Annotated in this window: 13 protein-coding genes; 7 read left to right on the top strand and 6 right to left on the bottom strand. The window is 56.8% G+C overall.

The window, feature by feature from the left end:
• The 3 genes from HQL52_14120 to HQL52_14110 all read left to right on the top strand — a co-directional run.
• Positions 1 to 662, top strand: a 662-nt coding sequence (locus tag HQL52_14120; GenBank protein ID MBF0370585.1) for a hypothetical protein, incomplete at its 5' end; no start/stop codon positions are given.
• A 239-nt stretch (positions 663 to 901) separates the two neighbouring features.
• Complete coding sequence (gene amrS / locus HQL52_14115) at positions 902 to 1,885, top strand: AmmeMemoRadiSam system radical SAM enzyme (GenBank protein ID MBF0370584.1); 984 nt, start codon at positions 902 to 904, stop codon at positions 1,883 to 1,885.
• Complete coding sequence (locus tag HQL52_14110; protein MBF0370583.1) at positions 1,882 to 2,157, top strand: twin-arginine translocation signal domain-containing protein; 276 nt, start codon at positions 1,882 to 1,884, stop codon at positions 2,155 to 2,157. Before amrS ends, HQL52_14110 begins: the two co-directional genes overlap by 4 nt.
• Before the next feature lie 59 nt (positions 2,158 to 2,216).
• On the opposite strand, the gene HQL52_14105 is transcribed toward HQL52_14110, so the two are convergent.
• The gene (locus HQL52_14105) at positions 2,217 to 3,536 is read right to left on the bottom strand and encodes a hypothetical protein (GenBank protein ID MBF0370582.1); all 1,320 of its coding nucleotides are present in this window, start codon (positions 3,534 to 3,536) and stop codon (positions 2,217 to 2,219) included.
• 319 nt (positions 3,537 to 3,855) lie between these two features.
• Between HQL52_14105 and HQL52_14100 the strand changes: the two genes are divergently transcribed.
• The 4 genes from HQL52_14100 (at position 3,856) to HQL52_14085 (ending at position 7,206) form a co-directional block, all read left to right on the top strand.
• A complete protein-coding gene (locus HQL52_14100; protein MBF0370581.1) occupies positions 3,856 to 4,188 on the top strand; it encodes a nucleotidyltransferase domain-containing protein in 333 nt (110 codons plus the stop codon).
• 14 nt (positions 4,189 to 4,202) lie between these two features.
• Positions 4,203 to 5,981: a hypothetical protein gene (locus tag HQL52_14095; protein MBF0370580.1), complete on the top strand. Its 1,779-nt coding sequence runs from the start codon at positions 4,203 to 4,205 to the stop codon at positions 5,979 to 5,981.
• A 119-nt stretch (positions 5,982 to 6,100) separates the two neighbouring features.
• Positions 6,101 to 6,499, top strand: a complete 399-nt coding sequence (locus HQL52_14090; protein MBF0370579.1) for a DUF2384 domain-containing protein — start codon at positions 6,101 to 6,103, stop codon at positions 6,497 to 6,499.
• Positions 6,466 to 7,206: an RES family NAD+ phosphorylase gene (locus HQL52_14085; GenBank protein MBF0370578.1), complete on the top strand. Its 741-nt coding sequence runs from the start codon at positions 6,466 to 6,468 to the stop codon at positions 7,204 to 7,206. Before HQL52_14090 ends, HQL52_14085 begins: the two co-directional genes overlap by 34 nt.
• 40 nt (positions 7,207 to 7,246) lie before the next feature.
• Here HQL52_14085 and HQL52_14080 read toward each other — a convergent pair whose 3' ends face one another.
• From HQL52_14080 to amrB, 5 genes are all read right to left on the bottom strand, one after another.
• On the bottom strand, positions 7,247 to 7,807 hold the full coding sequence (locus tag HQL52_14080; GenBank protein MBF0370577.1) for a hypothetical protein: 561 nt from the start codon (positions 7,805 to 7,807) through the stop codon (positions 7,247 to 7,249).
• Between the two features lie 78 nt (positions 7,808 to 7,885).
• Positions 7,886 to 8,458 (bottom strand): rubrerythrin family protein, encoded by a 573-nt coding sequence (locus tag HQL52_14075; protein MBF0370576.1) that lies wholly within the window; start codon positions 8,456 to 8,458, stop codon positions 7,886 to 7,888.
• Between the two features lie 87 nt (positions 8,459 to 8,545).
• Positions 8,546 to 9,865: a spore maturation protein gene (locus HQL52_14070; GenBank protein MBF0370575.1), complete on the bottom strand. Its 1,320-nt coding sequence runs from the start codon at positions 9,863 to 9,865 to the stop codon at positions 8,546 to 8,548.
• A 306-nt stretch (positions 9,866 to 10,171) separates the two neighbouring features.
• Complete coding sequence (locus tag HQL52_14065) at positions 10,172 to 10,807, bottom strand: hypothetical protein (protein ID MBF0370574.1); 636 nt, start codon at positions 10,805 to 10,807, stop codon at positions 10,172 to 10,174.
• A 5-nt stretch (positions 10,808 to 10,812) separates the two neighbouring features.
• A complete protein-coding gene (gene amrB / locus HQL52_14060) occupies positions 10,813 to 12,396 on the bottom strand; it encodes an AmmeMemoRadiSam system protein B (protein MBF0370573.1) in 1,584 nt (527 codons plus the stop codon).

Here is a 12,396-nt window from a genome sequence, read left to right as displayed (position 1 = left end):
GCCCCCAAGGTGAACAAGGAGAAACCGGTCCCCAAGGCCCCGCCGGTAGCGGAGATGGAGAAGGAATCCCCGGCCCCCAAGGTGAGAAGGGTGAAAAAGGGGACACCGGCCCCCAAGGTGAGAAGGGTGAAAAAGGGGACAAAGGCGAGAAGGGCGAGAAGGGTGAGCGAGGCCAGCAGGGCGTCAGAGGCGCTACCGGTGCCAAAGGGGCTACGGGCGCCAAAGGTGAAAAGGGTGAGCGGGGCCTCAACGGAGCCGCTGGCCAAAAAGGGGAACGGGGTGAGCAGGGTGTTCGTGGACAGCCGGGAGCCCAGGGTGAACGGGGCGAACAGGGCCCCATCGGTCCCCAGGGGCCTCAGGGTATCCAGGGTGAACGGGGCTTGCAGGGACCAGCCGGGGAGAGCAGCCTCTTCCGCCTCACCGTCGAGCAGATCCAGAACAACCGGAATATCATACTCCCCTACCCCTCACAGGTTCCTGGCGGACTGCTTCTCTACAAAAAGAGCAGCGATAGTGGGGACGGCATTGTGGAGATTTCTCCCCCCTCCGGCGTGACTCTGGATGGCAAGCGTAGTCCTTATATTCTCCAGGGCCAGAATAGCTATGTGACCCTGGCCGTGGGTACGGATGAACAGTGGTATGTGATCGCTGAATCCAACTGACGTTCTGTATCGATACATCTCAGTCTGCCCCTTCCTCCCAGTGGCCATTGGGGGGAGGGGCAGATGGAATAGATCGGTTTTGAGCCCATCGATTTCGCCTGTTCCCGGAAAACCCCGGAGAAAAATTTCCGCTCCCCCGGCTCCTTTACGATATACTCTTCTCGTCGGACCCTTCGTCCATTCCCTCATCGGACCCTGCGTCCACCCAAGCGGGGAGTCAACTCCCGCCAGGGAGGTGTGTGATGTCCAGCGTTATCTGTGAACTCTGCCCCCGCTATTGTGCCATCCCCGAAGGGGGGGCCGGGGATTGCCGGGTGCGGGTCAACCTGGAAGGGAAGCTCATCGCCACCACCTTTGGCCGTCCCTCCTCGGTGCATATCGATCCCATGGAAAAGAAGCCCCTGTTTCATTTTTTGCCGGGCTCGCCGATCTTTTCCATCGCCACAGCCGGCTGCAACCTCCACTGTAAAAATTGCCAAAACTGGCAGCTCTCCCAACGCAGTGGCGCCGAAATGGAGGAGATCTACAACGCCCCTCCCCAGAGGGTGGTCGCCACCGCCCGCCAGCAGAGATGCCAATCCATCGCCTACACCTATTCCGAACCCCTTGTTTTTTATGAATATGTCCGGGAGACCTCCCTTGCAGCGCGGGAGGTGGGGCTTAAGAATGTTTTGGTTTCAGCAGGTTATGTCAATCGGGAGCCGCTGCAAGCGCTGAGTCGGCTGCTGGATGCGGCCAATGTGGATCTGAAGGCGTTTGATGATCGATTTTATAGAGAGGTGTGTGGCGCCACCCTGCAACCGGTGTTGGATGCCCTGGTGATTTTAAAAGAGGCCGGGGTGTGGCTGGAGATCACCAACCTGATCATTCCAACCCTCAACGACGACCTCTCCATGGTGCGGCGCATGGCCCGCTGGATCCACAATGAGTTGGGGCCCCGGGTGCCTTTGCACCTCAGCCGGTTTCACCCCCAATATCGCATGCAAAATCTTCCCCCCACCCCCGGAGAAATTCTCATCCGCTGTCGCAACGAAGCGCTGGAGGTGGGGCTTGAACACGTCTATATCGGCAATCTTCTGGGTAACGAAGGGGAGTCCACCCGCTGCCCCCGGGATAACACCCTGTTGATTGAGCGGGCGGGCTTTCGCATTCAACAAAACAACCTGCTGCCAGGGGGAGTCTGCCCCACCTGCCAGCAGGCCATTGCAGGGGTTTGGACATGAGCACCCAAGGGAGTGATCCAAGTCGGGAGGCATCCAACGCGATGGCACCGGATGCTGATCCAGAGGTTAACGATCCAGGCTGCGGGAAAAAAGAGTCTCGGGGAGCGGTTGGAACCGGGAATCAATCCCGCCGCGCCTTTTTGGGGGGAATCGGGGCTTTGGGATTGGCTGGTGTCGCCACCACGGTGACCCCTGGTGGGGTGAGCCAGGGGCCTGTGGAGCGGGAGCTGAAGGAAGCTGATTTTTATGCCCCCCACGATCTGGCGGGATAGCGGTTTGGCGACTCTTGAACCCCTGAATGACGCCAGACCAGAGGGGCTTTATTTTCCAGCTATTTGACCGCCCCCTGGCTCAGGCCGCAATGATCCAGCTTACGGGTATACTCTTCCCAATTGAACTCGGGGCTGTGCATGGCGTCGTGACACCCCCGACAGCGGGCTTCGGCGTTTTTTCGGCCCAGCTTTTGGGGAAGTGCCTCCCCCGTGCGGGCGTGTTCCCCTAAAGGACCATGACACGCTTCACACTGCACCCCGGCCAGATGTCGATCCAGGGTGATATCGACAAATCCTCCCTCCTGACCAAACCCCACCGTATGACAACGCAGGCAGACCGGATCCGCTCCCTTGCCCGGTTTTTCCAGGGTTTCAAACGCCCCCTCGTGAATGGTTTCCCGCCACCCATGGACCTCTTTTTCATGACAGGCGGTGCATTTGTCGATCCCGGCATAAAGCCCGATCCCCTTGCGGGCTGCGCGACGGCGGGCCATGCGTTTTTGACGATTTTCAGCTAGGCGCGCCTGATAAGCTTCATGCCACTGGGTGAGGGAGGCGGGCATCTCCTTGGGCTCTTCCAGGGGAATTTCTATATGTTTGAAGGTGAGAATGTGGCCATCCCCATCCAGAGTGAGATCAAGACGACCCAAAAACCGCCCCCACTGCTCCGGAGCCAGCACCAGGGTTTGACCCAGATGAAAGGGCTCCGAAGCGACTTCTGCTCCCCGCAGGATTAAAATATCAATGCCTGCCAGGGGTAGTTTTTCTGCTTCTGAGCGCTCCAGATCACTCCCCACCACGATCAACGCCTTGGGGGCTTTGTCCTGCAATCGGGCCACGAAGGCTTTAAAATCATCGGTCACCGGATAGGGGGGAGGCCCCTTGCCCGCTTTGATGGTTTTGGCTGGATTGAGCCACTGGGAATAGAGTAGCGCCACGCCCCCCCGCTCAATCAACCGCTCCGAAGGAAAATGATCCCCCGTGCCGTTGCCGGAGACGAAAGGCAGTCCTGAATTTGCAGGGACTTCCATGCCGAAGACGAGATCACTCCACTGCAAGCCGATGGCATCATAATCCAGCAGCACCAACCCCTTGTGGATAAATTCCGCCACCGTGCGATTGGTCACCGGATTCGCCCCAAAGAGCCCCCCGCCGGAGAGGAGAAATCCCCGGGGATCACTTTGGCGTACCTGATGAACCATATGGGTCCGAGCCTGCACCCCCCCCAGCTGGGCATCGGGATTACAGCCGCAAGGGACCAGATTGCCTTCCATGTTGGTGGTATAAAAAAGCGTGGCATGGCGTTCCTGCTGGGCACAGGCGCTGCCTCCTGCCAGTATCAACGTCCCCAGCAACACCATCATCGGCCATCGGCCCATGGTCATCTCCTTCGTGGGATAGATTTTCTAAAAGCGTCTCGTTAATTCCATTCTTCACGATTGGGCCTTCCCATTGGGCCTGGACTTTGGCACCCATTTTTTCACGTCTGGTGAGGCGGACCCAAGGCTGAAGGAAATGGTGAATGTATTAAGGATGAACCGGGGGAAGCGTTCATTCAATGTGGAAAAAGTGCCTCTTCCCGGGGCTATCGGGCAGGAAGGGTCGCCTCTCGCTGCTTGCATGGGAAGAGATGTCCCTCTAGTCTGGAATCCAGCATGCTTTGTTCGGGGCTTGTGAATAGAGTGACAGGGAAGGGTTATGGTTCCCCAAATCGTTGCGGATAAACTGCCCAAGGTGGCTGCTTTATGTGTCCAGCATCGCGTTCAGCGGCTTGGTCTGTTTGGCTCTGCCAGCAAAAAATCGTTGGATTCGGGTTTTGATGATCTCGACTTTTTGGTTGTTTTCAAGGAGCTTTCTCCCGTTGCTCATGCCGACGCTTTTTTTGGTTTGATGGCTGATTTGGGCAGGCTTTTTGGCTGTCCAGTGGATTTGGTAGAGGAGCAGACGATTCAGAACCCCTACTTTCAAGACTCTTTGGAAGAAAATTTGGTGAATATCTACGATCTCCTGTTATCGGGCTCAACTTCATAAACAGGGAGTATCCCTTGGTCCGCAATCGCTTGGGAACTGTTTTGCTGGGGTGTCTGTTTCTTTTCGTTCTCACCACCTGCGGGAGTGAGGATGAGGGATCGACGCGGGAGCATTTTGCCGGGACCGACTGCTCCGAATGCCACGATGAATTCAAGGCGGCTGGCACCGTGTTTTCCGGGGGGGAGAGCGGCGCGGTCATGTCCAGTGTAGCCCTCTCCTGGTATAATGAGGCTGGGGAAGAGGTGCTGGCGACCCAAAGCAACAGTGCGGGCAACATCGCCGTCAACGATCTTGAAGAGGGGGCCTATATCGTCAAGGTCGGGGAGATGATGAGCCGCACCTGGCACTGGTTTCCCGATCAGACCAACTGCAACAGCTGCCACATCGAAGGGGGCAACCTGGAAGGGATCCGCACCAAACAGTTTCCAGAGCGCCACACCCGGGTTCCTGCCGATAACGACTGTACCGATTGTCATCACTTTCCCGCCACCATGGCCCTGGCCCAACTGGCCACCCCCGGCGTGCTGGATGGCACTGCTGAGGCGATTCCCATCCCTGGCGCCCAGGTGGAGATCAATGGGGTGTGGTATCCCTTCGAGCCGGAAGAAGGCGCGATCACTTCCGTGCGCCCCGATATCTTCGCCCCCGGCTATTTTTCCATGTTCGATGCCCTCCTGGCGGTGGCTGCTGACAACAATATCGAGATCGATTACAGCTTCAGTGAAGCGCATCAGACCCATTTTATCAACACCGTCAATGGAGTCTCCGGGGATTATTGGTTCCACTTTTCCTATGATGTGCAGGAGGGCATTGAGGATGAGCTGATCATGCGCCGGGCCAACCGCTGGGACGAAACCCTCTGGCGGCCCGGAGCCCATGTGCAGCTGGTGGAGGGAGAGGATCTGGATGAGATCAAGGCCGCTTATCTGGAAGAGATCATCCGGGAAAACGAGCAGGGCCATGTGATTCCCTCAGTGGATATCACCCTGGATCCCAGCGAATTTCAGGGCAACCCCGAAGGCTCGGATCGGGCGAGTTTTACCAAGGTTTTCACCGATGTACTCATCACCCCCCACAATAAGCGGGCGGTGGGCTCCGAAGGGCTCGACTCCAAACCCTTCCAGCCCGGGGTGGTCACCTCCCTGGATGTCCCCCTCACCCTGGAGGATATGGGGGAGCTGATCCTGACCAAATATGTCCACTATACCTATTTTGCCGACAACTATATCGACGGCTATTATGTGGTGGCCATGGGCTTTCCCGATGGCTCCATCACCCACGCTTCCGGTCGCCATGGCCACACCTATACCACCGAAAACGGCACCATCGACGACATTCCCAACAGCGCTCACCTGACCCTGCACATCACCTCGGACGCCCATGTGATCCACGCCCCGGACTTTTCCAACTGGATCTGGCTGGAGCTGGGAGACCCCTTTTATGAAACCGGTGGTGCCGCCAACTCTGATGCCAAGACCTATTCCGAGGAGTTCATCCAAACCATGCGGGAGGATCATCGGGCCATGGGGCGGGGGTTCAACCTCTACCAGCCCAGAACCTCCTTTTCCAAACAGAGCGTGGAAATCGGCTTTAACAATTTCCGATCAGGGGATCTCAAGCTGTCGGTGCTGGATCAGGCGGGAGAAGAGATTGCGGTGATTCTCAATGACCGGATCGAAAAAACCGGCCCCCAAACCCTCACCTGGAAACCGGAAGGGGTTGCGGCGGGCTTTTATACCCTGCTGCTGGAGCGGGGCAAGCGGCGTCACGCCCGGCCCATCAATGTGCCCTGAGTCGAGTCCGGGTGTTTGATGGGATAAGGAATGGTTTGGCATAAATATTTTTTTCTGTACGGATATGGAAAAATAGCTGATAATTTCCAGAATTGTAATTTGATTCAGGGAGATCGTTCATGTCCGTCGCCGTGGCCATACCTTCAAAAAAACCAAGCAAAACCATTGCGCAAGCTGGTTTGTCTGCCTTTATGAAAATTATGGAGGAGTGGCGGCTCACTTCGGATGAGGCGCGGGTTTTGCTAGGGAGGCCTGCTAACTCCACCTTCTACAACTGGAAAAAAAAGCAGCCCGCAACACTTCCTCACGATACCTTGACACGTATTAGCTATATCCTTGGAATATATAAAAATTTACGGATCCTCTATCGGGATCCCGGGCTTGGTAATCGTTGGATAAACCAGCCCAATACCCGCCTCAACGGGCAATCCCCCCGGGAGCGCCTTCTGGCAGGCGAAATCACCGATCTGGCCTTTATCCGCCAATGGTTGGATGCCACCCGGGGCGGGTGGTCTTGAGTTTTCCGGATACCAACCGATTTCGTTGGCGAAAAAGCTATCGGATCATCCCCTCTCGCTATCCACCCATCGATCTGTTTGAAGGGGTCTCACCCCCGGAAGATTGGGAACTACTGGCCGAACTCGAAGGGATGACCAATGATCGGCTGCGTGATGAAATCGGCCAAATTCATCTGGTTCCTCCCGAACGGCGTGTAGGAGGGCCGGGAGCCAGTTGGGTCATGGCACCCTTCACCCATATAAACCCTCACGGTTCCCGCTTTAGTGATGGTTCATATGGGATCTATTATGCTGGCAAGGCGTTGGAGACCGCTTTACGGGAAACCATCCATCACATGGGGCGGTTTTATGGTGAGTCCAACGATCCCCCCCACGCCCAGGATTTCCGTACCCTCATTGGCCGATTGGATGCTACCCTCCATGATATTCGCCAAGGGTATGATGCTTGCCATGATCCGGATGATTATCAACCTGGTTGGGCGCTGGGGAAACAACTCCGGGAGGGGGGAAGCGATGGCCTTGTTTATCGCAGCGTGCGCCATCCGGGAGGAACGTGCCTGGCGGCCTTTTGGCCTGATGTGGTGACCATTCCCATCCAGGGGCCCCACTTCCAATATCACTGGAATGGCCAGCGTATCGACAAATATTTCAGGTATGGGGAAGAAGAGGGGGATCGGTGGATACCTGTTGATTGGACAACCGATTGATGGGTGGTGCTGTTGTCAGCGTATCAGCAGTTGCCTTCCCTCAAGGCCGCAGGCATTCGGCGCGTTCTACATAATCCTGATAGATTTCATCGAGCCACATGCCCAGACGGATGGAGCGGGGCAGGAGTCCGGGATTTTTTTCCAGATCCCCCCACACCCGTTGGGTGATGTAGTGGGCCATGGAGAGAAATCCCTCTTCGGAGAGGTTGTCCAGGAGAGAGTCCAGCAGGGTGAGTTCCGAGGTGATGGCATCGAAGCGGGGTTGGGAATTGTTGAGGCTGGTTAGCAGAAGAGATCGAAACCGCTGTTTGATCTCCCGGGCGCGCTTGGGGCGTGTTTGGCTCACCGCCAGTTGCCAGAGATAAATTCGGGCATTGAAAATATGCTTGCGGAAGGTGCGCCTGCGCAAAAGACGAAACGGCTCCAGATTGACCACCCGAAACTCCACCTCGGTGGGGCCATAGGAGAGGGTGTCCAAAAATTCAGCGGTAAAATCCACCGGGGAGACCCACTTCACCCGTTCCATGTTGCGCTGCCACTCTTCCTGAAGGGAGGCCGCCGAAACCACTACCCCATCCCTGGTATCCAAAAGTTCTGCCATTTTTATCGCCGTCTTTGACTGTTTGAATGACGCCACCCCGGATTTTCAGGGGGTTGGTTTTTGACTGAAACCCCTCTCTTACCAGTTTTCCCCGAGGAGTTCAAAATAGGCGGTGGAGTGGGCGCAGGCAGGGCAAAGATCGGGGGCTGCCTGGGCTTCGTGGAGGTAACCACAGTTACGGCACTTCCACACCACCTGGCCATTGCGCTTGAAAACCCGACCAGCTGCGAGATTTTCCGCCAGATCCAGAAATCGCTTTTCATGCTGTTTTTCGGCGATGGCGACCGCTTCGAACACACCGGCTATTTCGTCAAACCCTTCCTCCCGGGCGATCTGGGCAAAACGGGGATATTCCACGGTATGTTCGTGATTTTCTCCCCCGGCGGCGGCCCGGAGATTTTCCTCGGTGGTGCCGTTGCCTCCCGCTGGAAAGGTGCCGGTAATCTCCACCTCTCCCCCACCCAGAAGCTTGAAAAAACGGCTCGCATGGGCCTTTTCCTGGTTGGCGGTCTCTTCAAAAATGGCTGCGATCTGTTGCAGCCCCTCTTTTTTGGCTTTGCCGGCAAAAAAAGTGTAGCGGTTGCGGGCCTGGGACTCCCCGGCAAAGGCGGTGAGGAGATTTTTTTCGGTTTGTGAGCCTGACAGGTTCATGGGGAGTCTCTACTTGAAAAAAGGTAATCCGATGTTGCCCAAAGAGTGCCAAAGTGTATCAGAGCTTACCCAAGAGCCCAACCCCGTTCAGACGGCAAACAGCAGGGAGCAGATGAACACTGCTGCGATGATGCCGGTCACATCTGCGGTGAGGGCGGCCCCCAGGGCGTGGCGGGTGCGGCGGATCTGCACCGCGCCAAAATAGACCGCGAGCACATAAAAGGTTGTTTCGGTAGAGCCCTGAAAGGTGGAGACCAGCAAGCCGGTATAGCTGTCCGGGCCGATGGTGGGATCTTCCAGCAGGGAGGCCAGGATGCCGTAGGCTCCGGAGCCGGAAAGGGGGCGCAGCAAAGCCATGGGCAGGGCTTCGGCGGGAAGACCCACGGCAGAGGTGGCAGGCCCGATGAGATTGACCAGATAGCCCAAAGCGCCACTCGCCCGAAACATCCCCACCGCCACCAGGATGGCCACCAGATAGGGAATGATGCGAATCGCCACCTGAAAGCCTTCCTTGGCGCCCTCCACAAACACTTCGTAGACCCGCACCCCTTTGATCACACCAAACCCCAGCAGCGCGACCATCAGGGAGGGGATCACCCAGGGGGAGATGGCTCGTCCGTGAAAGATGGTGAGGGGAATGAATCCCACCACGGTGAGCAGGGCGACCACTGAAACCCAGGTGGGATAACCGGCACTGATGGCGTGGGCCTCGGCCAAGGTTTCGGTATCACTCTCTTTGGTGGTCGTTTGGGAGGTGGGTTGGTTTGATTCGGTGGAATCAGCCTCAGCGGCTATGGGCTCTATGGGGAAAAAGCGCTGATAGGTTTTAGCTGCCAGGATGGCGACGATGGTGGAGCAGAAGGTGGCGAAGAGGGTGGTGGGGAGGATGGCGGCGGGATCCATGGAGCCTGCGGAGGCGCGCAAGGCGATCACTCCGGTGGGGAGCAGGGTGACGCTGGAGGTGTTGATGGCGAGGAAGAGCGCCATGGAGTTGGTGGCGGTGCCTTTGACTGGATTGAGGCGATCCAGCTCCTGCATGGCGCGGATGCCGAAGGGGGTGGCGGCATTGCCCAATCCCAGGGCATTCGCTGCCATATTGAGGATCATGGCTCCCATGGCCGGGTGGTCCGGGGGTACTTCGGGGAAGAGTCGCACCATGAGGGGTCGAATCAGGCGGGCCAGGATGGTGAGTAATCCGCCTGCTTCCGCTACTTTCATGAGTCCCAAGAAGAGTGCCATTACGCCCACCAATCCCAGCGCCAAATCCACGGAGCCTCCTGCGGCATCCACCATGCCGTTGGTCAGGAGTTCCATGGGTGAGGCGTTATCGTTGGGAATCCAGCTGAGTTGCCGAAATCCTGCCGTGAGGAAGGCGATTAAAACGAGGGCAAAAAAGATGGCATTCATACAGGGTCCGATCTGGTTTTGATTTTAACTATTAAAAAAAAAGAGGTGGGGGTTTGGGGAGGATTCTTCCTCCCCAAGGTCTGTCTTTTGATTTTTTTTATCTTTTGATTTTTCTTTTGATTTTTCTTTTGATTTTGATTTCCAACTCCCGGGGGTTTGGGGGCTTGCCCCCAAGGTCTGTCTTTTGATTTTTCTTTTGATTTTGATTTCCAACTCCCGGGGGTTTGGGGGCTTGCCCCCAAGGTCTTTCCTTTGACTTTTCTTTTGATTTTTCCTTTGCCCCTAACCCCTAAACAGCCATAAAACTCACCGTGTCACCAACTTCGCATCAGCCCCAACCTCTTCAAAGATCACCTCCCCCTCCAACACCTCTTCCGCTCCCTCAAAGAGTCCCCCCAACCCTTCGATCTGTCTGTTTTCCGAAGGGGTTGTTTGTTGGTTGCGTGTTGTTTCCCCATCCATCACCCGAAAGAGCAGCGCATAGGCGACTCGCCAGCGGGTACCTGCTTTGGTGAGGATGGTGACGGACTTTTGGTTGAGCCGGAGAATTTTTCCGTAGTGCTCTTGCCGTTTGCGATCATAAAACCCGATACGATCTCCCACGCTCAGTTGGTTGCGGTCGAGTTTGTCGGGTTTTTGGGAAGTGTGAATGGAGGTATCGACCCCATCCAGGTCGATCATGTGAAAGCGGATGAGCCACTGCTTGTTATCTTCCAGGGAGCGCACCACCAGGCGGGTTCGGCGTAGCTCCACCACCTCTCCTCGCACCGGGTGGTTGTTGCCTTCATCAAAATAGACGATCTCCATGCCGGGTCGCAGGCGGTTTTTGACTGCTTGGAGCCGCTCCGGTTGGTCGAGCATTTTGTCGATGCCCACCTGGATGCGGTAGAGATCAAAAAGGGTGGCATCCTGAAGTTCCTGGAAAAGCTTGGAATAATCCATGGTGGTTATTTTTCGCTTTCTGGAGCGTCGAAAGGGGCGCTCCATTTTTGGGAGGTGAAAATTTCAAAGGTGGCCCCCTGTTTCCAGGCGGTGGTTGGGAGGCCTGCCTTGCGGGAAAGATAGCCCAGGGTGGTCTCCCGATCCCACCCCTGTTCCGGGGCCACCTCCGGCAGATAGACCGCCCGGCGTCCCCGCTTGGTCAGCAGGATGCCATGTTCCCCCACCTGAAACTCTTGTGCGGAATCGATGGCTTTCATGGGGGAAAGAACGCTCACCTCCACCTCCATCCCGGCCAGTTCGCTTTTTTGCACCGGGCGAAAGCGATGATCCCGCAAGGCGGCGTTGACGGCATTTTTGATCACCGCCTGGTAGAGGGGCTGGGTGGGCCAGATGGCGCCGATGCAGCCTCTGAGATTTCCCTCTTTTTTCAAGGTGACAAAAGCGCCGCTCGGTTGCTTGAGTCGTTCCGGAATATCAAACCCCCGGGCGATATCGGCCACTGAAATTTTTTGTGTGCCCTTTGCCACCGCTTCTTTCAAGGTGCGGGTCGCCAACTGATGGAGCAGGCGCATCTCTGTTTCGCTGAGGTCGGCCACCGGCGGCAGGGTGCTCAGGGGGTGGGGGGTTTGAAAGGTGGCGCTGAGATAGCTGACGGAGTTGGTAAAATCATCGGTCAGTTGGCCGCTGGTATCATACTGCACCAGCGTGGGGGTGGTGTCAGGAGGGAGGAGATTCAACAGCAGCATCACCGGCCCATGGGCACAGGCGGTGATTTGGCTCTCCCGGCGATGGTTTTGAAAGCCGTCGGGATCTCGGGCAACGATCTGCTCCCAAGCCCCCATATCCAGCTTGCGGATATTTTGGGCCACCTGATCATCTTTGGGAAAGGGTAGAAAATCATAGTTGGGGCCGTAGTGGGTAAAATCCCCGGAGATGATGAGCAGGGTCTCTTCATCCAGCAGGGGTTTTAGTTGCAGGGCGGCTTCGGCATACCCCTTGGCGCTCACCCGTCCCACCAGAATCGGTAACAGTTTCCAGCCCTTGGAAAGCGTCTTTTGCAGCAGGGGCAGTGTCATTTCAATGCTGTGTTCCCGCTGATGGGCTTGGGGTATGGCGTTGAAAAGGGGGTGGCTTAGGAGCTGCTGTTGGGCCTCCCGGTCCAGGGGGATTTCTCCCAGGGGGGTTTGATAGTGGGTTACCTGGGGGGTGGAAAAGCCTTTGAAGCCGAAGCGGTGCCCCGGCCCCACGACCACGACCCGTTTGAAGCTTTGGCCTGAGAGGTGCTTGATTCCGGCTGCGGCGGTGGCACCGGAATAGCGATAGCCGGCATGGGGGAGGATGAGGGCGCGGATTTTTCCAGCCTCTGGCGCGAGCGCTTCGGGCTCGGCTTCATGGATCATCCGGTCCAGATAGGAGTTGAGTTTTTTGGGCTCCCCCGGATACCAGGAACCGGCAATGGGTGAGGGGCGGACGCTTTTTCCAGAGGCTTGGAGGGTGCCCGGATATCTTGGCATCCAGGCCAAATTGTCGGAGATGGCCCCGAGATAAAAAATCAGGGCGATGAGGCTGGCTGAAAGCGTTTTTTTCAT

It is taken from the genome of Magnetococcales bacterium (assembly GCA_015232395.1).
In the GTDB taxonomy this organism is placed as follows: Bacteria; Pseudomonadota; Magnetococcia; order Magnetococcales; family JADFZT01; genus JADFZT01.
This window is presented reverse-complemented; position numbering and strand designations above follow the sequence as displayed.